Raw genomic sequence first — 22,478 nt, forward strand, 5'->3', positions numbered from 1 at the left:
TACCCTCTTCCTTGCTATTCTCTCAACACATAAATTTTGGTATAAAACATTAAATTATGTTAATAGATACATATAAAAACACGAAGGATACCAGTTGCCCGGCACCCTTCGTATATCCAAAACGGATATGATTTAGCAATTATTACTTAACTTGGTCCAACAGCTTGCCAATCAGAGTCACTGCTTCTGCACGGGTTGCACTCGCATGAGGAGCGAACAAATTATTATCTCTTCCGTTAATAATTCCTTGCTTAGCCGCAGCAGCAACGTACGCACGTGCCCAAGATGGAACTTGCTCGGCATCTGCAAACGAAAGTGTTTCCTTTTCATCAGACGGAAGCTTCAACGCCCTCCCGATCATAACCGCGATTTCCGATCTGGAAATTTTGCGGTCTGCGCGGAAAGTTTGATCCTCATAGCTCGTTATAATACCTGCACCTACCGTCTGAGCCAAATGTGGTTTCACCCAAGCTGGTATGCTGGAGAGGTCAGCAAAAGTTAATTCTGTTGCTTTGCCCTCTAATTTGAGTGCTCGACTGATCATTACCGTAAATTCGGCACGATTGATTTCACCGTCAGGTCGGAATGTACCGTCCTCATACCCATTAACGATGCCAAGTACCAATGCACGCTCAATTGCGGCTTTACTCCAATGGTTCTGAATATCGCTTAATGCAATCTGTCCTGCTGTTGGATTAACCGTTGGTTGACCACTCTCGGTGATTGATGTCAGTGTTGCATTTTGATCAATAGCCTTCATGCTGGACTTATCATAAGCAATTTCAACATCGAAGGACTGGACATCATTGACGGCTGTCTGAGCCAATTTGACCGTGCCTTTTGATCTAGCTGATAAATCCTTTACTTCATATTCGATCTCACGAGTATTTTTCAATTCATCCTTGCTAAGGACACTAACTTCGGACAAGCTTCCATTTTGCTCAAGCTTCATTTCTGTTATTTCTTTACTTTGTTTAATAATAAAGGAAATATATTGTTTTCCTTCAATTACTCTTACGATACCTGGGCTTTGCACATAATCCTGAATGATCGATTTCTCATCCGTTCCACTTTTAAAAATCGTGAGGTTCGTGCTGTACTTGCCGTCAACCAAAGTGGATGGTACCGTTCCTGATCCGCCTCCAGAGCCGCCGCCACCTGAACTCCCGGATCCGCTTGAACCAGTGCCTGGTGTTGTTGGAGTGGTTGGTGTTATCGAATCGTCGGGTACATTAACTGCGATGACCTTGTCAAATTCTAATTTAAAGGTATGTTCCTCCCCTCCTGAACCCTTTAATTGAATTGCGTAGGTAGCTGTCAAATCCTCAGTTTCAAACTCCACCTGCCTGGAGCTTTCCTCAGCAGCCAATATTCTTACGACCCCTGATTGTTTAAGTGAATATTGCGGTAATAACTCGGACTTTGTACCGTCAGCTTTAATAAGCTGAATTTTCGAAACCGTTACTCCACTTTTCAATTTTATTAATGCCATTTTCTTACCGTTAACTACCTTCAGAGTGCCTCCATTGTCCACATAGTTACTGATAGGAGTTCCGGAGCCATCTTCCGATACTGCTGCTTTGAAGGTAACACTGTATTCACCGTTTTTAACAGGTTGAGTTAAATCAATAGTCTTGTCAACTACGACTGCTTTGAACGCATTTAGAGCTGTTTGCAGAGATGATAATGCTCCATCCACCTGCTGCTGGGTAGCGGATGTGTTTCCAGCCGTCGTCTTGGCTTCATTAATAGCCACTAGCAATGTGCTTTTCACACCTGTTGGATATTGACCATGGTTTGTTCCTTCTACAGCTGCATCATGAATGGCTTGAGCTTCAGCTATAAGTGCTTGCAAGGAATTGGTATTCACGATAATGAATTTCAAACGAATCGAATGATCCATTTCATAAGGCGATCCATTTGGCAGTGAGGTAGATACATGCACCACAGCATTCAACAATGCCGTCATGTCGCTCACTTCAAACTCAACCACTCTTGTATTCGCTGCTGAATCTGTGCTGACTACAGTTGCTTCCACCATTGTACCGTTCTGATCTACCTTGAAGCTCGGTACCACCGTGCTGTTATTGATTGTGAACGAAACTTTGTTCTTACCGTCTTGTACTTTCCATTTTGCTGGCTTGTTTAAGTAACTATCCATGGAGGAAGCTTGATCCCTGGTAGCATGCAGCGCTGTAAAGTTTATTTCTCGTTCCGAGGTTACATTGGAAAAACCGAGCTCTACATCGTACTCATTGTCGTACAAGAAGGTAGGCGTTACCTGCCAGTAAATTTTCACCCATCCGTTCAATCGTGCATTCAAATCATTGACTTCGAATTTAATAACTCGGGTGTTGTTAGCGGCATCTCTGCTTACGATTGCCGTTTCTGTCAAACTTCCAGCCTGCTCAGTCTTGAACGAAGTGATTTCAGCACTTTGCAGCAATTTGAACGAGACATACTTTTTACCGCCAGCAACCGTTAATTTACCGCTGTTCTTATCTACGTAATCGTACATCACCGAATTCTCATTCGTACCTTTTTTGTAAATGTTGTAGCTGATTGCATACTCGCCATCCGCTAATCCTCCCGTCCCTGTCCCAGGATTAGTGACAACAACAACTGCTGCTTTGAACACAGTCAGCGCCGCTTGCAGAGCTGCTTGTGCTTCATCTACCTGCTGCTGGGTAGCGGATGTACTGTCAGATGTCGTCTTGGCTTGATTAATAGCCACAAGCAATGTGCTTTTCGCACCTGCCGGATATTGACCATTTGCGCTTCCTTCCACAGCTGCATCATGGAATGCTTGTGCGTCGGTTATCAACGTTTTCAAGGAGGTCTTATTCGAAATTTCGAATCTCAAGCGAATCGAATGATCCATTTCATAGGGCGATCCATTTGGCAGTGAGGTAGATACATGCACCACAGCGTTCAGCAATGCCGTCATGTCGCTCACTTCAAACTCAACCACTCTTGTATTCGCTGCTGTGTCTGTGCTGACTACAGTTGCTTCCACCATTGTACCGTTCTGCTCTACCTTGAAGCTCGGTACCACCGTGCTGTTATTGATGGTGAACGAAACTTTGTTCTTACCTTCTTGTACTTTCCATTTTGCTGGCTTGTTAAAGTAACTATCCATGGAGGAAGCTTGATCCTTGGCAGCATGCAGCGCTGTAAAGTTTACATTCTGCTCGGATATAACATTTGAAAAACCTAATTCAATGTAGTACTCGTTATTATAAATTCCAATGGGTGGACCTAAATCCCAATAAATTTTAGTCCAGCCTTCCAATCTTTTGGACAAATCTTCTACAGGAAACCTAACTACTCTCGTATTTGCCACCGGATCACTGCTAACTATATCGGTCTCAACCAAAGCACCATTCTGCGTGGTCTTTAATGACAGAATCTCGGCATTCTGCTTCAAGGTAAACGAGACATACTTTTTACCTCCTGCAACCGTTAATTTGCCGCTGTCCTTGTCTACGTAAGTATACATAACGGATTGTTGATTGGTCTTGTAGCTATAGATCATAAAATCCAGCTTGTATTCGCCATCTTGCAGTGCAGGTACAGGATTATTCGTAATCAAATGAGCCTGCAGCTCTTGATAAGCTGCTTGCAGCTGTGCAACCTGCTGGTCTATCCTCTCTTGTGAATATTGGTTGCCGTTGCTGATGGTTTTGGACGCATTAAGAATCGTAGTAAACGATGTCATCGAACCCACCGTATATTGGCCGTTGTAAATTCCCTCCCGGGCTGAATCAACCTGGGCAATTAGAGTATTTAACTGATCTTTACTGCCGGCCGGGTTCACAGTAAAGGTGAACGAGCAATCATCGACTTTTAATTTGCTGCCATCCTTGTTGATAATGGAGATATCGGATGCTTGAATCGTTACGTTACGAATTTGCGAGGTTGCTTTAGTCTGCACGGATAAGGATAGCAATTGAAAAGAAGTCTCGGATGTAATACTGACAGGATTGCTTCTGTCCTTGATATCAAAAGTAACGAGATACTTTCCAGGAGCTACTTCCGTTTTTACCGGTGTATTAAATTGATTTTGGGCAGTAGCGCCCGATAATTCCATCTCATTCGGATTGAAGGATATCGTCGCTTCATATCCATACACTTGCTGGTATACACTATTGGTCACATTACCGACAGATTGCCAAATGCTAGAGAGCTTGTTTCCACCATACACCGAGGTTGTGGCAGATTTTAATTGTACGGTAGGATCATTGCTCGCCGCCGTTGCATCCGGAAGCGGGATGCCTGCAAGCAGGACAAACAGGATGAGTAAGCTTGACAAGACTTTCTTAAATTGCGCGTTCACAGTATCTCTCCTTTACGAATAAGCAGCCTGGATATAGCACCGATAATGCTCAGTAGGGCTATCCAGTCTTTCAAATAATAACGATAATCATTCTCAATGATAAAGCAAAAAAAATATTGTTACGTCTTCTTATTCACTTAGTATTTGCTAATCAATCTTCTTTCCTGCTTATACCGGGATAAATGAATTGCCGTATGCATACAATTTCGATAGTATATGAGTGAGTAAATAATTGTCAACCCCCAAATTGACATAACTTTTCTTGATATGGGATATTAAAATTTGTTATTAAATTCATAATTGACAATGAGAATCATTTTCAATATTATTTAACTTAATGTGTAATTACTCCATATCTCTGAAAAAACATAAAGCTACCCACGTTATACAACCATGAGCAGCTTTATATACATACATCACAACACAATTACTTCTTGTAAGGCGACAAATCTTCGCGGTCTGTCAGCAGCTTGCCCGTCTCAGCATATCGGCAGACGGCTGATGCCACTTGGAAGGCATACGCTCTTCTTGGCAGATCGGTATGGTTCGTTTTACTATGATGCAGCGTTTCGCGATGGAAAATTACAGCATCCCCGGGAGCCATCGGCTTGCAAGGTGCCCCATTATCCGGATCAGCAGCACGGCGATGTGTTTCTCCAGCCTCATTCAGATCCTTTTGACGACCCATACGATGGGATCTTGGCGCCAACCACAAGCCGGCGTTCTCTTGAGTAATGTGATCCAATGCGACGAAACCATTAAGCATATGCCCAAGAATATGCGTGTACATATTATCCTGATGCCAGGCCAAGCCTTCGCCACGTGGAGGAACAACAGCATACATCCCCATCCACAGCTTGACATCGTCTCCCAAAATGCGTTCAAAGGATTCAATAATCCGCGTATTGCTCAGGAAATTGACAGTTTCGGGAAATTGCGCCTGACTTTTGGCCAAGCTTACAGTAGGATTGGACTTCCACTTGCCATCATTGGATTGCTGGGTGGCAAATTCTGTATTCTCCTTATTAATTTTATCAACGGCTTCCTGGGTCAAAAAGCCAGGTGCGTAGAAGAAGCCCTCGCGGTAAAATTCTTCAATCATATCCTCGGTCAATACAAAATTCGATGCGTTGGTCATTAGCATGGGGTGAACCCTCCTTGTTTGGTATGCTATAAATATATCGAAAAAATATGTTCTTCACTGCTTCAATTCAATCAATTAGTTGTACTTTTGTTCAGCCTTTCGTCAATTAGTTTGCATACGGATATACTCGTAAGGCTTCCAACGTGACTGCTCAGAGACAGGCGCCTGCCCTTCCCTCGGCTGTAAGGCTGCCCAATGCTCGGTACCTGATTCAGCTGAGCTTACAATCTGTGACCACAATCCCTCAACTACCCCATAGGAAAGGGGGAGCCGATTCGTCGCAGGTTCGGATTGTAGTCCAAGTTCAGTCACAATACGGCTTAAAGCAAGCTCACAAGCATCGCAAATCAGTTCACCGTACGCACGAGTCGCCTCATCGGCATCCAATGCAGCCGCCAACCGTCCGCCAGCCCCATCCAGCTCCTCCAAAGCTTTCTTGGAAGGATCAATCAGATCAGGCCGAATGTGCATCAGCATCGAAATCTCGTATTTTCCGGCATGATCTCCCGTATACGTGCCCTCAACCAGATCAAAATCCGTTCCATACCAAATGTTCATTCCTGTCTGCTCCTGAAACATCCGGGAAATTTTACGCAGATCATGCACATGAGCCCCACCGTGCCCGGACAAGATGACCGCCGACTGAAAGCCTGCATTATAGAAGGAACGCAGCTGATACAGGAAGAAATGGTAAAATACGTATGGAGGAACGGATGACATATAAGGATTATGTTCCCCTACGTTTGCCTCCAGAAATTTGGCTGAAGGCCCTGACTCGTGCACATGATAGTTCATGCTGGGAGCGACAATACCACCCACTTGCCGGGCTACACGTGTGCATAAATATTCCGCTTTGAAGGTGTCCAGACCAAAAGCACTGATCTGACCATGCGGCTCACACAAACCAAGCGGCATATACACGATAGGACATTGCTGTTGGCGCGCAATCAATTCAGCCGGAAACAGCTCTGTCCACAGCACCTTGGATACGGTTTCAGATTCATTGCTCATAAATGTCTCCTAGCATGATAGAAGTGTCTGATCCAACGCTCACGTATTTTAATAAGCTCAAACAGCTCATCAGGCAATGCTTCCTTGTCACAAGCTGCGATATTTTCCGCTGCATATTCGAGTACCTGCATCGAAGAAATCGCAACGGTCACACCTGGGTCCTTCAGCACGAATTTAATGGCCAGCTCCGTTAATGAGCTCGCATACTGAGGCACATATTGGCGAAGGCGATCCACCTTGTCCAGATAAACACTTCGTGGCTGACAGTCAAAATAATTGTAGCGATAATCCGAATCCGGGATAACGGTATCCTCCTTCAAGAATCCAGTCAGCCCGCCTTCATCCAGAATAACTCTTGCGATGACAGCCACTTTATTCTCCTGGCAGATTGGAACCAGACAATCAAGCGCGACCGAGTCAAAGATGTTGACGATCGTTTGCACCGAATCAATAACACCCGCTCTAACCAATGAAATCGCATGATCATGCCGGTGGTCCGGCAAAGAGACACCCAAATATCGAACCTTGCCTTCCTCTTTCAGCCTGAGCAGCTCTTCCATCCAATAATCAACAGCATCCCACTGCGGCCAATAGACATGAAGCTGGAGCAGATCCAGTGTCTCTATATCCATAGCCTGCAGCGATTGCTCCACGCTCGTCCGTATGGATCCGGGCGGGTAGGTGGATTGTACATCCAGCGGGAAATGAAAGCCTGCGCCGGGTAAGGAATGGGGCGGTGCCGAGGCGGCAGCTTTTGTTGCTATGAACGGCTTTTCCCCGTTCCACTCCTTTAAAGCCTTGCCTATAAGCTCCTCCGATCTTCCGTACACTCTTGCCGTATCAATAAAATTAACTCCGTTCTCCAGCGCATACACAATGGAACGGATCATCGCAGCATCGTCTTGTTGGCCAAAGATACCATTTAAACCCATACCACCAAAGCCAAGCCTGCTGATGGTTTCACCCGAACGAGCGAACACGGACGTTTGCATATAAGTCTCCCTTCTTAAGCGAATACAGTCCTACTTTAGTTGTATCATGGAAAACTGTTCAAAACTTCCCCAAACCTGATGTAAAAGTTGTACTTTTGTTCAGTCAACGTAAAGAAGACTGCCTCACAGGTCTCTTCGGACCTTGCGGGACAGCCCCATCTTCACTTCATGCATTCTTTCTACTACCTCGTCAAGCCGTTTATTTTTTCTTCGTATACCATTCATTCATGGCATCGATCGCTGCCTTGCCACCTTTTGCATTAAACTCCTGCACGAACTTATCGAATTCATCCAGGCTTCGTTTACCCATGATGAATTTCAAAGCATTCTCCTCTGCGTAATTTCGCAGTTCATTAAACTTCGTATCATACGCTTCCACGGAAGGAGCGTATGCAGTCTCATCACGGTTGCGCTTGAAAGGAATCAAAGGCTCATAGTAAGGCAAAAATCCTTTGGCTCCAAGCCGTGCAAAGAAGCTCGGGTCCGAATCGCCTAAGAAATACAGCGTACGCCACGGAATTGCGTTGCTTTGCTCAGCTGTTTGAACGACTTTACCGCCCTCTTCCTTGTAGTCCTCCCCTTCAATTCCGTAGGTCAGCAGCTTATCCGCTTCCGTACCAAAAATAAAATTCATATATTCAGCAGCACCCTGCTTATTCTTCGCTTGCTTCGGAATAACCCAATAAGTGCCTATCGGACGTTCCTCAGGAAAACCGGACTGGCCCCCCTTACCCACAACAGGAGCGATGAATTTAAGCGTACCTCCATTGTTTTTATCCTTCATAGATCGATCAATGGTTTGTGCATCAGACCACGCCGTTGTGGTGAATACAGCCGTTCCGTTAATCAATTTGTCCTTCACGTCTTTGTTGATCGAAAACTCCTGATCAATCAAGCCTTCACCATACCATTTCTTCATCGTTGTTAAAAATTCTTTATACTCCGGCTGCAGCCAGCTGAATTCCAGCTTGTTATTTTTGGTTACCGCCGTCATTCCTACCCCAAACGCTTGTGCAAATGGCGTGAAGGAATTCGTAAATGCGCCCGGATTGGAGGCCATTGCAGTCAGTGGTGCAATATTTTTCTTTTCCTTGATCGTTTTGAGCTTCGCATAAAAATCATCCAGAGTTTCCGGATCCTTCAGATTCAGCTCTTTCATCACATCCGAACGTTCAAGCAGACCGTTGCCGACCTTTTGCGCAACGCGGTGTGGAATACCGTACACCTTGCCTTCGAAGCGGGTGGCGTCCAATATTTCCGGTGTAATCATAGCGGACAGTGTCGGAATACTACTCTTGATCAGGTCATCCAATGGCTCAAACGCTCCCTGCTGGGCGAGCTTGAAATAATCCGATTTGTTATTGATGCGAATCAGATCGGGCACATCACCGGATGCCAAAATGATCGAAACCTTTTGCGAGGGATTATCCTTGGGCAGTGCTTCGAATTTAAGATCAAAGCCTGATTTCTCTTTGAGTTGCTTGACCAATTTATTGCTGTTCATATTGTCAGACCCTTGAAATTGCTCCAACGATGGGTGATAGGACATCATGATCTTTAATTCTTTGTTTTTGGTTGCAGGTTTGCTGGAACTGCTGCCCGGAGTTGTGCTAGTGCCCGAATCGTTACCACAGCCCGCGATAAAGCTGGTTAGCAGAATCGCTGACATCCCTATACATGCCGATTTCTTGTAGTTCATTGAAACCCCTCCTGTTTGTTTAATCATATCATGAAAAGCTGTTTGTATAATGAACGGAACGGCACTTATCCTTTTACCGCACCGAGCATAATTCCTTTGACAAAATATTTTTGAATAAATGGATACACACATACAATCGGAATAACCACACATAAAATGGCTGCCGCACGAATCGTCTCGGGGGTGACCTCCTTGAATACATCCGTGATGACCGTATCTGATGTTTTCTCATCCGTCACAAGCTGGAGCAGGAACATTTGCAGCGGCATCAAGCGTCTCTCTGTAATGTACATCATCGCCTGAAAAAAGCTGTTCCAATAGCCAACCGCGTAAAACATCGAAATCGTCGCCAGCGCCGGCTTGGATAAGGGCAAGTAAATGGACCCAAGAATACGCCAGTTATTGGCACCATCCATGCGAGCTGATTCCTCCAGAGATTCCGGGACTCCCATGAAAAAATTGCGTATGAGAATCAGGTTAAAAGGAGCCAGCGCAACCGGCAAAATGAGGCCCCACAACGAATTCATCAGCCCCACCTGCTTAACGACCAGATAAGTCGGAATCAGACCCCCGCTAAAAAACATCGTGATCACGAACAGCATCATTAGAAATCTGCCGTAGGGCAATGTTTTTTTGGATAAAGCATACGCTGCCAGGACCGTTAGAGCCATACTAATCAAGGTTCCTGCCACCGTAATGAATATCGAATTGCCAAACGAGTAAAAAAATTGCTTGTTGGAAAGCACATATTGATACGACATCAGATTAAAGCCTTGGGGCCACAAGGTGATGTCCTTGGCTAATACATGTGCTTCACTGCTTAACGATTTGGCGGCAATATGAATGAACGGCAATATCATCGATAGAGAAACGAGTGACAAGAGCAGCACATTCACATAGCTGAATACAGATTCGCCTTTTGTTTGTATCATGGAGACCACCGTCCTTCTATCATTAAAATACGCCCTCTTCACCCATTTTTCTTGCCAAATAATTAGCCAGCAGCAGCAGCACACAGCCAATAACGGATTTAAAAAGTCCGGCAGCTGTCGTCAAGCCAAACTGCATCGTACCTAAACCAACGCGAAATACATAGGTATCAATAATATCCGCGACGTCATATACGACCGGATTGTACATGACCAGAACCTGCTCGAACCCGGCATCCAGCACATGACCAAGCCTCAATAACAGCAGCACGATGATCGTCGATCGAATCCCCGGCAAGGAAACATGCCAAATCTGTCTTAGTCTTCCGGCTCCATCGACCGTTGCCGCCTGAAACAGCTCCTCATTAATCCCAATCAAGGCAGCCAAATAAATAATCGCGCCCCAACCCGCTTCCTTCCACACATCGGAATAGACGAGAATCCAACGGAACAGCCGTTCATCAGATAAGAAAAAAACAGGCTGCAGGCCAAGTACTTCCAACGCCTTGTTGACGATACCACTGTTGGGCGACAGCAAATCTACGGCAATCCCTCCAATAACGACCCACGAAATGAAGTGAGGCAGGTAGGTAACCGTTTGCACAGCACGCTTGAACCGAACCAGCCTAAGCTCATTTAAGAGCAATGCCAACAGAATTGGGGCCGGGAATCCGACAATCAGCTTCATCAGGCTGATGTATAACGTGTTGCGCACCACTCTTGGAAATTCATCAAACAAAAACAGCTCGCGAAAATATTGCAGTCCAACCCATTTGCTGTTCATGACTCCCTGAATGAGGTTGTAGTCTTTAAATGCAATCACAACGCCGTACATCGGGACATATTTGAAAATAATCAAAAAAAGTAAACCAGGCAGTACCATCAGATAAAGATCCACGTATTTGAACAGGAATCTCTTCGAAACTGCTTTCATCGCTTTCTCCCCTCGCTGTCTGATCTTGTTTTATTTTTCTACTATAACGTGGTTGACCTATCTTTCGTACCCCAGTTCTAAACCTTTACATGCAACTTTTTTGCGAACAAGTTGACTAACGCACAAAAAAGCCGGATCGCTTTCCGACTTTCCTGTTTGAACACGCTCATTTATAAATTTCGCTGGGCTTGACTCCCCAATATTTCTGAAAGCTTTTGGAAAAATAATTCACATGCTTATATCCCACCTGCTCAGCCGTGTCGTACACCTTAATGCCCTTGGTCAGTAATTCCTTGGCTCTTTCCATACGCAGTCGAAGTACATAATCGGAAAAGGATTCCCCTGTCACTTCCTTGAAAGTCCGGCTTAAATAGGAATAGCTGATAAACATTTTTTCGGCAACCAGATACAGATTTAATTCCTCTTCATGCAGCCTTTCCTGAATAAACCCGATTACCTGACTCATTGCAAGCTGCGTGCCGGTTTGCCGCCGTTCGGTTATCGTTTGGCTAATACGTGAAGTCATTCGGCGCAGCCATTCACCAACCTGCTCTTTCGATAATAGCTGGTTGAAGTTTTCAAAATCCGCATAATCCTGCTGCAGCGCTTCACGCAGTGTCCATCCGTGGATATGTATAATCCTTGCCAGCAGACACGTAATTCGCCACAGCATCTCCTTCGCCTCCGTTACAGGCGTATGAGCAGAGAAACCAAGCTCCATCATCTGTTGAATAAAGGCTTCGCACTTGGTGCGGTCTCCTGTTTCAATAGCAACCTCATATTCCTTCTCCAAATGGCTCATCATCATCCACGAGTCCTGAATCGAGACCACATCCCTATACGGAATCGCGATTTCATTGCCCAGAATAATCCGCTCCTGCAGAGCCATTCGGCTCTGCTTATAGGCATTGGCGAGCAGCTGTTTATCGGCCACCAGAGGCCCTATACCTGCACTCGCCGTCAGCTTGAGACAGTCCTTAACCGTCCCGAGCAGCCCGCTAATGAGCGGATTCACCCGCCCGTACAACGTATCATCCCGCTCTTCATCCGGCCATATGAAGACCACAGCGGTCATGCCGTCATCATCCTGCAATACCACACATTCCTGATCAGCCAGCACATCGCTCGCAATTGTAGCAAGCAAAAATTGTACCAGTGATCGATCCTGTACCTGAAAGCGGCCGTTGTCCTCTGAGATGGGGTCCATGTCGAATATGATGGGCAAATATTTGCGGGCATCCAGGGCTAACAGAAGATCCCGGCCTCTTTTCTCGATCTCCCATATGGAATAGCGCCCATTCAACCAATTTTTATAAAACATCTTTTGCAAATCCGGCAGCTGCTCATTCCACTTGGCTTCAAGCGTGGCTATGTTGTGCTTCTCGTTAATTTCCCGCTCCCTGACTGCCTTGGCATCCAGTACCGTTCGCATAATGAGCTCGTTCTCCGCCGGCTTGACCAAATACTGGAACACGCCATGTTCGATGCTTTCCCGCGCGTATTCAAAATCGTCATAACCGGTTAAAATAATGACCTTAATAAGCGGGAATTTCTGTTTAAGCCATTTGGCCAGCTCAAGTCCGCTCATCAAGGGCATCTGAATATCCGTGAGCACGATATCAATATGATCCTTTTGCAAAATGGTTAAAGCTTCCCTGCTGCTGCCGACGGCCGCGACCAGCTCCACTTGATTGTCTGCCCATTCGATCCCTTCCGCAATCCGCTCCCTGACATGATGCTCATCCTCAACGATTAACAGTTTCATGTGTGTCCTTCCTTTCCCATTGGCAAAATCAATGTTACTTTCGTACCTTTGCCTTCTTGGCTGTCGATTAACAAATCAGCGTCACCGCCATAATACAGCTTGACCCGTGACTTCACATTTTTCAATCCATAATAGAGACTTGTTGGTTTATCTGGAGAGCTCATATACGATTTGCTCGTGATTTTGTCGATTTCCATGATAATTTCCTGCAGCCTGTCTTCGGGGATTCCGACTCCCGTATCCTCCACCTCGACATATAACCTGTCTTCTACAATTCGCGAGCGAATGCATAAGTAACCCTCATTGGGGCTTTGTTCCAGCCCATGGATGATCGAGTTCTCCACAATGGGCTGTAGAAGCAATTTCAGGATCTGAAGCTCCTTCGTTGCCTCATCCAGCTCGATTTCCACGGTGAAATGATCCTTGCGGATTTGCTGTACACGCATATAATACATCAGATGCTGAACCGTCTCCGCCAATGTGAAGGAGTCTCTGCCTTTTCCCAGACTTACACGAAAAAAACGAGCCAGATTAATGACCATTTCGCTTATTTCCGGAATACGTTTGCTTGAAGCAACCGAATAGATCGAATCCAGTGTATTATACAGAAAATGCGGATTAATCTGCGACTGCAGTAAGCTGAATTCGGCCTTGGCCAGCCGCAGCTCCTTTTCATAATCATCCTCAATCATTTTACGCTGTGCAGCCGCCATTCGATTGAAGCCATTCATCACAAAGCCGAACTCATCCTTCCTCTGATGTACGACCTCGAAAGCCAGATTCCCGCTGCTGAATTGTTTAAAGGCACTTGATAGCTGCTGCAGAGGTTTTGAAATGCTGCTGTACACGAGCCATGCAATCCATATCGCTAGCATAATACTGATAGCTGTAATCAAATAAGTAAATTGTTGAAGATTATGAGATAACTTGAATACCTCCTTCCTCGGCTGCTCCAGACGCATCGACCATTCACCCTTTTTTACGGTAATCGAAAAAGGCTCCTCCTTATGCAAGTTTTCCGAATTTGGATTGGTCTCGAGTACAAATCCGTCGTTGTAGAGCAGCGTAATGTTCATATTGATGGAGGTTTGCAGATTTTGGATGATTTTTTGAAAGGATCGCTTGTCTACAGCCAGCACCATCACATTCGGTTCTTGCGTGCTGCTGAGCACATCCAGCAGACGCATATAATAAATCATATCCTCACTCATATACAGCGACGGATTGCGACTTTCCCTGGTCGGCACGTACACTACCAGCCCACCGCTCCCTTTAATCGTTTGCTGAAACCAATAATCCTTTTTCACATCAGGCCATTTGATCCCCCCCTTCAGTGTGGAGACTCCGTTACCGCTTTCACCATGAATGATAAAAGCATCCTTGATCGCTCCATTCACATTCGTCAGTGCAGTCAGCTGCTGCTGAACGGTATGGATGCCATACAAATGGTCCGGGCTTAAAGGATTCTCGATTCCTTTCCAGATATCGACGATGTTGGGATTGGACGCAATCAGCAGTGTTTGCTGATCCATGTTTTGGGTTAACTGATCGATATACTCCAGCGTAGTTAGCAGAGCCCCTTTGGTTCGGTCACTAATTTGCTCATTCATAATGCTTTGCGAATAATAATTGGCAAATATACTGACGCTCACGAGCGGCAGCAGGATCAACAGGAACGTCAGCGTCAGCTTCGTCTGCATCGAATTCAATCTCGAAAAGCTTCTCATGCCCGCTCCTCTTTCCGCTGTCCGATCGCTTGATGTCCGGTATGATTGGAGGGGGGATGTCCGGTGATTTTCTTATACATCCGGTTAAAATAGGATTGGTCGCAATAGCCGAGCTGATCAGCAACCTGCCCAATCGTCATCGGCGAATTCAGCAGCAAATCGCGAGCGGCATACACACGCACCTGGTGCAAATAATCGATTGGGGTCTGTCCGGTCACCTCGCGGAATATTCGTGTCACATAATTAGGAGTCCGGTCAACGAGCTGTGACAGCTCTTCAAGACGAATTTGTCCGCGGTAGCTGTCGAGAATATACTGCTGAATCGTCGCCACCATGGACAGCTTTTTCAACGGTAAGTCTGCATGATCCGCTTCCCTTGCTGCGATACCGAGCAGTTCCAGCACGATGCCCGTACAGATCAGCTCGTAATGCGGCAGCTTGCCAAGCCACTGCTGCAGCAGCAGTGAGAAGCGCTGCTTCATATATTCATGATTCCGGGTATGCAGCAGCAGATACGGCTTGTGTGCAAGCAGCGGAATCGTGGTGGGATCAGCTGCATCCGAGGATACGAACAAAAATGCAAATTTTTGATGCATTTGAATACCATCCCCGATACCTGCACGAAGTGTGCCTTTGGGAATAAACAGAACATCCCCTTTTGTAAGCGGTATATCCTGATGGTTCAGGCGATAGGTCAATTGACCACTGACCACATAGATGAAAATATGGGCTTCCGTGATCTCCTCTGCCTTTCTCCATTCAGGACCAACTTCCTCCAGAAGAACGGATTTTAATTCAATCATTGCGGCTTCACCTCATTTACATGTCGTTTTGCTCATTCGTCCCCCCCATTATAGTCAGTAATCATCGAATTGTCCAAATAATAATTGTTTTGTTTATCGCAAGCAGCAGCTTATTTTTTTATACTGAACTAGAAATCAATCAGCCGTTGTGAAAGGAATGACGATATGAAGCTTCCAGCCCAAATCATTGATTGCGACGTTCATCATGCACTGAAGAGCCATATGGATCTCGTGCCTTACTTGAAAGAGCCATGGAAAAGCAGAGTTATCAAATTCGGTATACAGGGCGGCGGTGGCACGTATACTTCGCCTATTGGCGTACAGCGTAAGGATGCTTATGCGGATGATGGCCGGGACGCAGCAGCCTATCCCGAGCTCGTTATGGAGCATCTGGTCGACGCTTACCATATGGATTATGCAATACTTAGCGGCAGCACCTATGCCATGTCCATTCATCCCGATGCCGATTATGCCACGGCTATTGTGGCGGCCTATAATGACTACTTGATTGATCATTGGCTCCCGAATCATCCAAAGCTTAAAGGCTCCATGACCGTCGCCACACAAGACCCTCTGCAGGCAGCCCGGGAAATCGATCGGATTGGACCACATCCCGATATCGTTCAGGTCATACTCATTAGCGCTACACACATCCCCTATGGAAACCGTTACTATCATCCGATTTATGAAGCGGCAGAGAGGCATGGGCTGCCTGTGGCCATCCATCCGGGATCCGAAGGAAGCGGCATTTCCAATCCGCCTACTGCGGCGGGTTATGTGAGCAACTATTTCCAGTGGCACACCTGCTTATCACAAAATTTCATGGCTCAGCTTGTTAGCATTGTGCTGGAAGGTGTGTTCGAGAAATTCCCACGCTTAAAATTTGTACTCGTAGAAGGCGGAGTAGCCTGGCTTCCCCATTTGATGTGGCGAATGGATAAAAACTTCAAAGCGCTGCGCGCAACCACTCCATGGTTGAAGAAGATGCCCAGCCAGTACATCCGTGATCATTGTTATTTGACCACACAGCCGATTGAAGAGCCAGATAATCCCAAGCATTTGCAGCAAATATTTGAAATGATGGATGCAGAGAATATTCTATTATTTTCCAGTGATTTCCCTCATTGGGATTTTGACGACCCTTTTATGATCATGAAAGGTCTGTCCGCTGAAGCGAAGCACAAGATTTTTTACGAAAATGCCCGTCAGCTGTACCAGCTTAAATAGGAGTAGATGCTTTCGATGTGAGTTTTCTGCGAAAACTTTAAGGAGGTTCCCACATGGCCGTTTATTATATTGCTGAAGCCGTTGACATTCCGCCAGGGAGTCACAAAGTGGTGGAGGTATCCGGTCGATCGATCGGTGTTTACAATATTAAAGGGGAGTTTTACGCCATTCACAATTATTGTCCTCATGAGGGTGCGCCTTTGTGCAGGGGTGACGTTTGTGGAACAACACTGGATTCCGGCGTATATGAATTTATATATGGAAGAGATCAGGAGATCGTCCGCTGTCCGTGGCACGGCTGGGAATTTGATATCAAGACCGGAAAGTCGCTATTTAATGACAAAACGCGTACCCGAAGCTATACAACACAAGTAGACGAAGGTAAGGTCGGAGTTGTTATTGGCTAAGCTCCAGTGTATACCCGTTGCCTGTCTACGACAGACAATAGACCGATTTGCGAATGTTATCATATAAAAGCCGCCGGAGCTGATGCTCAGGCGGCTACTGCTCGTAGATGATAATGCTGTGATCCTTTTTCAGGTTCACTTCGGCCAATGCCACTCCACAAGATCATCACTCCATGCGATTCCAATACAAGCGTGGGTATCGAAGATAACCTGCTCATCCTCCGGGCCACTCCCATGGAAAAACATCAGGAATTTACCGATGCCTGCAACGTTTCGGCAATCCAGGACGAACCCCGCAGTAATCCTGCCCTTCGCCCATTCCCATTCCTGCTGCCCCAAGGTCAGTACTGGCTGTTGGTGTGTCCAGCTTTTCAAATCCCATGACCGCATGATCCCGATACCGTTCTCCGGAGAGTGAAACATCACATATTCATTGCGTTCATTCAAAATACAGACGTTTTCCCCCGCGCGCTCATGCCCATAATAAGTCCATTTCTCTAAATCGCAGGAGTACGAGAGACTAACGCCATTTTGCTTGTAAAAGCACCACCATTTGCCCGATTCATCCTTGTCTTCAATCAAATAAGGATCGATCATCCGGCCCATTTGCTCCACAGGAATCTCCGAGCCTTTCAAGAGCATAAGTTCAGGAGCTGTCCATTGCACCAGATCCTTACTTTCCATTTTCCATATTCTGGATGAATCGTTGCCATATTTCTCGCCATTTGGCCTTGGATAAGTTTGCAGACACATCACCCAACGATCTTCGTAACGAATCACATTACCAGGACTGGAATAATTCAAGCTGCGGTCTCTCGGTGTCAATTTTCTCGGCTCGCTCCAAGATAACAAATCGCGGCTTTCACTCGTCGCTGTAAACATGTATATACGTCCATCCGCCTCTGTTTCCGTCAGCGTAAAAAACAATCGAAATACACCCTCATGATACAAAGCAGCCGGGTCGCGATAAGCGATCCGGCTATTGCCTTGCAGCAGTACAGGTGATGGAATATCGCCCAATCTCAAGACAGTAAATTTCATCCCTCCGTAAAACAGCTAACTTCTTAATCGTTTCGAACATTGGGCAGCTAATTCAAGCTTGTCACAGCTCCGAACGGGATTCCTTGATAGGGCGAATTTGTCCGTTCTGATCAAATTCAATTCGAAGCGTACCCGGCCTTTCCTTGAACGGAGCACTGTCATTATTGCCAAAAAATGTGCTCCACCACTGACCCCATTTATCCTGAAAAATCATATTATGCCCACCATGCGGAATAGCTACATATCGGTCGCCATAAGGACCATACAGCTTATCGGAGCTTGCTGCAAAGCAGTGATAATCACCATCCACAAAATCCGCTCCAACCAGATGGTAACGTCCCCCAGCTTTGAACAGAAACGTTCCTTCGAAACCGACATGCTCGGCATTGGCGGGGCTTAGAAGCCGCAGCTCCTCTGCCAATGCCGTCATATCTTCATTCATTCTCGCCATCTTACCGTTATCACATAAGAAGTATACCTGACCGTCATCATCCTGAAAGAGTGAGGCATCAATATGCGGACTGAGCGGTGCATCCACCTTGATGTTATCCACATAAGGCCCTTCCGCCTTGCCGCTAATGCTTCGCAGCAGTCCATTGCCAAGTCTCGGAATACTGTAGGTAAGCCAGAAGGTGCCTTTGAGAAAGTGAATCTCGGGTGCCCAGAGCGGGCGGAACGGCGCACCGTCCCGTTGCTGGATCTCCTTTTGCCAGGTCCCGTCCCGATCCACGTTCCAAACTGACGTCCGTTTGCGCGGTTTGGTAATGAGCGGCTCCCAGTGCTCCAAATCTGATGATTTCCACAGCTGGATGTCTCCCGTGACCGCCCACCAATCGGGGGCACCCGTCGTACCTGTCAGGTAATACACACCATCGCCTCCGAGACAAATGGACGTATCGCGAAGCGGGTAGTCAAACAAGGGTGCCAGATGCTGCGGCAGCTCGGGATATTGGATCATGTTTTCAGCTCCTTATTTGCCGTTTTTGTTGTAATCGGCTGTGAACTCTTCCATGATCTTGTCGCCGCCACCTTTAACCCATTTGTCTACGGCATCGCTCCAGCCTTTGTCATCGAGCTCGCCTAGTGCAAACTTGGTTTGCGCATCGGTAATCGCCTTTTTCAAGTCTACGCCTTTTTCTGTGTTGGTATCCGATAATAATGCTGCGCTTAGATCATTAACCGCGATACCTTTATTGTCAGCGAACATTTTGTCAATTTTGGTTTCAATCGCATTTTTAGTAATCTTGATGCCGCCGTACTGATCGCCCCATCTTAGGTTAACAAACTCACCAGAAAGCTGCGAGCCATCGACTCTTTTCGTTGCTCCATTTTCAGCCTTGTAGTCAGTCCCTTCAATCCCGTTATTGAGCAGTGTCAGCATCTCTTCATCACCCAACTTATCCAGGAACGCCAGCACCTGCTTCATCTTGGCTTCAGTCGTAACACTCGATTTTGGAATGACGATCAGAGAATCATAACCTACAGTGCCTCTTACCTTTTGTCCTTGCGGGCCATCGAAATTCTCAGCGACATCAACAACCACTTTCGGATTCGCTTTAATCATATCCAAATGACGGGTAGCGCCATCATCGATAACGGAGAAATACATGCCTGCTTTGCCCTGGTTAAAGTAATCGTATTTCTTGGCAATTGGGAAATCCGGGCTGATCAGCTTTTCGCTAACCATCTTTTTGTAGAGGTCCAAAGATTTCTTGAACTCTGGATATAGGAAGTCCGGTGTAATCTTGCCGTCCTTCAGTCCCCATCCATTCGGACCTCCATTGTAAATGGTCAGCTGCTTCAGCAATTCCATCGTAGCGTCTTCCTGGATTCCGGTCGTATTGTTCTTCCCATCCTTATCCGGGTCATTTAACGTAAAGGCTTTCGCCACATTGTAAATATCATCAGCTGTTTTAGGAGTTTGCAATCCCAGATTATCCAACCAATCCTTGCGGAATATCATACCGTAACGGGCCAATACGCGCTCCCGCGGGATTCCATACAGCTTGCCGCTGACGCTCGCGTTTTTCACTGCAACCGGATTCATCTTGCTGAGGTTTTTCGTGTCTTTAATAAATGGAGTCAAATCCCAGTACATACCTGACATTTGCGCGTTCAGCATGGCGGATTCCTTCGTTTTACGGATCAGCATCACATCGGGCAGCTTACCGGAAGCATTTGTTGCACTAACCTTGTCATCATAGGCTGTACCCGCTCCAGGTACCCAGATAATATCAAGCTTCGTATTGGTGTACTCTTCGATCTTTTTCTGAATGGGACTGTCCTTCTTTGGCGGCTCAGCACCTTGTTGAATCATCATAATCTGAAGCTCTAACGGCTTGGACGGTGTGCCTGCTGCCGTTTGTCCGGCCGGTGTTTCGGTTTTGCCTGTGCAGGCTGCCAGCAGTGACACCGACATGCAGGTCAAACAAACAACGCTAATCATTTTCGCAAATTTACGAGTTTCATTCGTTTTCATAGTTAAATCTCCTCTTCATCTCTAGTTTAGTTTAACCCTTTACTGACCCCAATAACGCGCCTTTGGCAAAATGCTTTTGCAGAAACGGATATACAATCAGAATTGGCAGCGTCGAAAGCACAATAACTGCCATCTTGACCGTTTCCGCTGGTGGAGCAACAAAATCCTCACCGAAATTCGTAGAATCTCCAATCCCTCCCTGCGATAGAATAACGATTTGTCTGAGCCATACCTGAATCGGCCATAGCTTGCTGTCGTTAATATATAGAACAGCATTGAAGTAAGCATTCCAATGCCCTACCGCATAAAATAAAGCGAGTGAAGCCAATACGGGTGCCGACAATGGCAGCACAATTCGGAACAAAATCCCCACATCGCTGCAGCCGTCAATCCTTGCTGCTTCCTCCAGACCATCAGGCAGGTTTTGAAAAAAGCTGCGCATAATAATCAGGTTAAAGGCGCTGATCAAGCCCGGAATGATAAGAGAGCCAACATTATCGAGCAGCCCCGTCTCCTTCACGACCAGATACGTAGGAATCATCCCACCGCTGAACAGCATTGAGAACACAACCAGCTTCATGAACAGCTTGACGCCCATCAAATCTCTTTGCGCCAGCGGATACGCCATTAAGGCGGTGAACAACAGATTCGCCAGCGTTCCAACTACCGTGATAAATATCGAAACGCCAAGGCTGGATAATATAATGTCCGTCGATAAAATATACTTGTAACCAACCAAAGAAAATTTGGTAGGGAATAAGATAAATCCTTTCCTCAGCAATTCCTCAGGAGCTGTCAGTGACGAAGCGATGATAAAGATAAAAGGCAGGATACAAGCGGCGGCAATAAGGAGCAGAAGTAAGTAATTGATTCCGTCAAGCAATCTGCTGGATAGTTGTTTTTCTACCATAAGGGTTTGATCCTCCTTCGAGTTTGACTGGAACCTTGAGTGCAATGGCCAAGCGTCGCTTATTAATAAATACCCTCTTCACCGAACTTTTTGGCTAAGCGATTTGCCCCGGTTACCAACAGCAGCCCGATGATCGATTTAAACACACCTACCGCTGTACTGTAACTGAACTTCCCTTGCGAAATCCCAGTCGTGTATACATACGTATCGAACACTTCTCCAACCTCGCGGTTCAATGGATTAACCATCAGGAAAATTTGCTCGAAGCCGGAATCAAGGAACGTGCCAATCCGCAGAATAAGTAAAATAATGATCGTACTGCGAATCGCAGGAAGCGTAATATGCCACATTTGTCTCCAACGATTAGCCCCGTCGATGCGGGCTGCTTCATACAATCCAGGATCGACACCAGCGAGCGCAGCCAGAAAAATAATCGTGCCCCATCCCGTTTCTTTCCATATCACTTGTGAGGTAACGATCGTTCGGAACCAATCCTTGCTTAGCAGAAACTTGACCGGCTCAGCTCCCATATTATTCAGCATCGTGTTGACGATTCCGCCCTCTGTCGAGAAGAACAGGAAGCTGATTCCGACTACAACTACCCACGATACAAAATGCGGTACATAGATGAGTGTTTGAATCCATCGTTTAAATATATCTCGGCGAACCTCATTGAGCATCAGCGAAATGATAATCGGTAATGGAAAGAAAAACACGATGTTATACACAGCCAGAATGAATGTATTCTTGAACAGCTGCCAGAACATCTCATTGCCAAAAAACGTTTCGAAATGCTTGAACCCAACCCATTTACTCCCAAAAAAACCCAGGAACGGCTGGTAATCCTGAAACGCAATGAGTATGCCCCACATCGGCATATACTTATAAATTAGGAAGTACAGCAGTCCCGGAAGCAGCATAATAAAAAACCATTTTTGCCGTTTGAGTCTTCGTTTAAAAGCATTCATTTTGGAATCTGAAATGGATGACTTCGTTTCAGATACAGCCTGCATCTTGGTTCACTCCCCATTCACCCGTTGTATGGTCGTTTGTCTGTAGCTCATACTTTATAGG

General features: G+C 46.1%; 17 protein-coding genes. 2 read left to right on the forward strand and 15 right to left on the reverse strand.

Annotated elements, in window-relative coordinates; genetic code table 11:
- Positions 1-142: 142 nt before the first annotated feature.
- The 10 genes from BK127_RS02475 to BK127_RS02520 all read right to left on the reverse strand — a co-directional run bounded on the left by BK127_RS02475 (position 143) and on the right by BK127_RS02520 (position 15,340).
- On the reverse strand, positions 143-4,336 hold the full coding sequence (locus BK127_RS02475) for an NEAT domain-containing protein (RefSeq protein ID WP_076228228.1): 4,194 nt from the start codon (positions 4,334-4,336) through the stop codon (positions 143-145).
- Positions 4,337-4,763: 427 nt separating this feature from the next.
- The gene (locus BK127_RS02480; protein ID WP_076228230.1) at positions 4,764-5,480 is read right to left on the reverse strand and encodes a phytanoyl-CoA dioxygenase family protein; all 717 of its coding nucleotides are present in this window, start codon (positions 5,478-5,480) and stop codon (positions 4,764-4,766) included.
- 102 nt (positions 5,481-5,582) lie between these two features.
- Positions 5,583-6,491 carry a creatininase family protein gene (locus BK127_RS02485; protein WP_076228232.1) on the reverse strand — a complete coding sequence of 303 codons (909 nt, stop codon included), beginning with the start codon at positions 6,489-6,491 and terminating at the stop codon, positions 5,583-5,585.
- Positions 6,488-7,483 carry an aldo/keto reductase gene (locus BK127_RS02490; protein WP_076228234.1) on the reverse strand — a complete coding sequence of 332 codons (996 nt, stop codon included), beginning with the start codon at positions 7,481-7,483 and terminating at the stop codon, positions 6,488-6,490. Before BK127_RS02490 ends, BK127_RS02485 begins: the two co-directional genes overlap by 4 nt.
- A 199-nt stretch (positions 7,484-7,682) precedes the next feature.
- On the reverse strand, positions 7,683-9,182 hold the full coding sequence (locus tag BK127_RS02495) for an extracellular solute-binding protein (RefSeq protein ID WP_076228236.1): 1,500 nt from the start codon (positions 9,180-9,182) through the stop codon (positions 7,683-7,685).
- Between the two features lie 65 nt (positions 9,183-9,247).
- Positions 9,248-10,114, reverse strand: coding sequence for a carbohydrate ABC transporter permease (locus tag BK127_RS02500; RefSeq protein WP_076228238.1), 867 nt, complete (start codon positions 10,112-10,114; stop codon positions 9,248-9,250).
- 22 nt (positions 10,115-10,136) lie between these two features.
- A complete protein-coding gene (locus BK127_RS02505) occupies positions 10,137-11,045 on the reverse strand; it encodes an ABC transporter permease (RefSeq protein ID WP_076228240.1) in 909 nt (302 codons plus the stop codon).
- A 166-nt stretch (positions 11,046-11,211) separates the two neighbouring features.
- Positions 11,212-12,810, reverse strand: coding sequence for a response regulator (locus BK127_RS02510; protein ID WP_076228242.1), 1,599 nt, complete (start codon positions 12,808-12,810; stop codon positions 11,212-11,214).
- A complete protein-coding gene (locus BK127_RS02515; RefSeq protein ID WP_076228244.1) occupies positions 12,807-14,537 on the reverse strand; it encodes a cache domain-containing sensor histidine kinase in 1,731 nt (576 codons plus the stop codon). Before BK127_RS02515 ends, BK127_RS02510 begins: the two co-directional genes overlap by 4 nt.
- Entirely contained in the window at positions 14,534-15,340 is an 807-nt protein-coding gene (locus tag BK127_RS02520; RefSeq protein ID WP_076228246.1) for a helix-turn-helix domain-containing protein, read from the reverse strand. The genes BK127_RS02515 and BK127_RS02520 overlap by 4 nt, the downstream gene beginning before the upstream one ends.
- A 165-nt stretch (positions 15,341-15,505) precedes the next feature.
- On the opposite strand from BK127_RS02520, the gene BK127_RS02525 reads away from it, so the two are divergent.
- Positions 15,506-16,567 (forward strand): amidohydrolase family protein, encoded by a 1,062-nt coding sequence (locus tag BK127_RS02525; RefSeq protein ID WP_076228249.1) that lies wholly within the window; start codon positions 15,506-15,508, stop codon positions 16,565-16,567.
- A 53-nt stretch (positions 16,568-16,620) separates the two neighbouring features.
- Positions 16,621-16,974 carry a Rieske (2Fe-2S) protein gene (locus BK127_RS02530; RefSeq protein ID WP_076228251.1) on the forward strand — a complete coding sequence of 118 codons (354 nt, stop codon included), beginning with the start codon at positions 16,621-16,623 and terminating at the stop codon, positions 16,972-16,974.
- A gap of 135 nt (positions 16,975-17,109) precedes the next feature.
- On the opposite strand, the gene BK127_RS02535 is transcribed toward BK127_RS02530, so the two are convergent.
- The 5 genes from BK127_RS02535 to BK127_RS02555 all read right to left on the reverse strand — a co-directional run bounded on the left by BK127_RS02535 (position 17,110) and on the right by BK127_RS02555 (position 22,372).
- Positions 17,110-18,015: a glycoside hydrolase family protein gene (locus tag BK127_RS02535; protein WP_076228254.1), complete on the reverse strand. Its 906-nt coding sequence runs from the start codon at positions 18,013-18,015 to the stop codon at positions 17,110-17,112.
- 61 nt (positions 18,016-18,076) lie between these two features.
- The gene (locus tag BK127_RS02540) at positions 18,077-18,973 is read right to left on the reverse strand and encodes a family 43 glycosylhydrolase (protein WP_076228256.1); all 897 of its coding nucleotides are present in this window, start codon (positions 18,971-18,973) and stop codon (positions 18,077-18,079) included.
- 12 nt (positions 18,974-18,985) lie between these two features.
- Positions 18,986-20,494 (reverse strand): extracellular solute-binding protein, encoded by a 1,509-nt coding sequence (locus tag BK127_RS02545; protein WP_076228259.1) that lies wholly within the window; start codon positions 20,492-20,494, stop codon positions 18,986-18,988.
- 31 nt (positions 20,495-20,525) lie between these two features.
- Positions 20,526-21,404, reverse strand: a complete 879-nt coding sequence (locus BK127_RS02550) for a carbohydrate ABC transporter permease (RefSeq protein ID WP_076228261.1) — start codon at positions 21,402-21,404, stop codon at positions 20,526-20,528.
- A gap of 62 nt (positions 21,405-21,466) precedes the next feature.
- Entirely contained in the window at positions 21,467-22,372 is a 906-nt protein-coding gene (locus BK127_RS02555; protein WP_256711146.1) for an ABC transporter permease, read from the reverse strand.
- Between the last annotated feature and the right edge of the window lie 106 nt (positions 22,373-22,478).

This window comes from Paenibacillus sp. FSL H7-0331 (assembly GCF_001956045.1).

Coding starts and splice junctions, on each gene's coding strand:
- BK127_RS02480 (WP_076228230.1), bottom strand. CDS start 5,480: ATGCTAATGACCAACGCATCGAATTTTGTATTGACCGAGGATATGATT.
- BK127_RS02485 (WP_076228232.1), bottom strand. CDS start 6,491: ATGAGCAATGAATCTGAAACCGTATCCAAGGTGCTGTGGACAGAGCTG.
- BK127_RS02490 (WP_076228234.1), bottom strand. CDS start 7,483: ATGCAAACGTCCGTGTTCGCTCGTTCGGGTGAAACCATCAGCAGGCTT.
- BK127_RS02495 (WP_076228236.1), bottom strand. CDS start 9,182: ATGAACTACAAGAAATCGGCATGTATAGGGATGTCAGCGATTCTGCTA.
- BK127_RS02500 (WP_076228238.1), bottom strand. CDS start 10,114: ATGATACAAACAAAAGGCGAATCTGTATTCAGCTATGTGAATGTGCTG.
- BK127_RS02505 (WP_076228240.1), bottom strand. CDS start 11,045: ATGAAAGCAGTTTCGAAGAGATTCCTGTTCAAATACGTGGATCTTTAT.
- BK127_RS02510 (WP_076228242.1), bottom strand. CDS start 12,810: ATGAAACTGTTAATCGTTGAGGATGAGCATCATGTCAGGGAGCGGATT.
- BK127_RS02515 (WP_076228244.1), bottom strand. CDS start 14,537: ATGAGAAGCTTTTCGAGATTGAATTCGATGCAGACGAAGCTGACGCTG.
- BK127_RS02520 (WP_076228246.1), bottom strand. CDS start 15,340: ATGATTGAATTAAAATCCGTTCTTCTGGAGGAAGTTGGTCCTGAATGG.
- BK127_RS02525 (WP_076228249.1), top strand. CDS start 15,506: ATGAAGCTTCCAGCCCAAATCATTGATTGCGACGTTCATCATGCACTG.
- BK127_RS02530 (WP_076228251.1), top strand. CDS start 16,621: ATGGCCGTTTATTATATTGCTGAAGCCGTTGACATTCCGCCAGGGAGT.
- BK127_RS02535 (WP_076228254.1), bottom strand. CDS start 18,015: ATGAAATTTACTGTCTTGAGATTGGGCGATATTCCATCACCTGTACTG.
- BK127_RS02540 (WP_076228256.1), bottom strand. CDS start 18,973: ATGATCCAATATCCCGAGCTGCCGCAGCATCTGGCACCCTTGTTTGAC.
- BK127_RS02545 (WP_076228259.1), bottom strand. CDS start 20,494: ATGAAAACGAATGAAACTCGTAAATTTGCGAAAATGATTAGCGTTGTT.
- BK127_RS02550 (WP_076228261.1), bottom strand. CDS start 21,404: ATGGTAGAAAAACAACTATCCAGCAGATTGCTTGACGGAATCAATTAC.
- BK127_RS02555 (WP_256711146.1), bottom strand. CDS start 22,372: ATGAATGCTTTTAAACGAAGACTCAAACGGCAAAAATGGTTTTTTATT.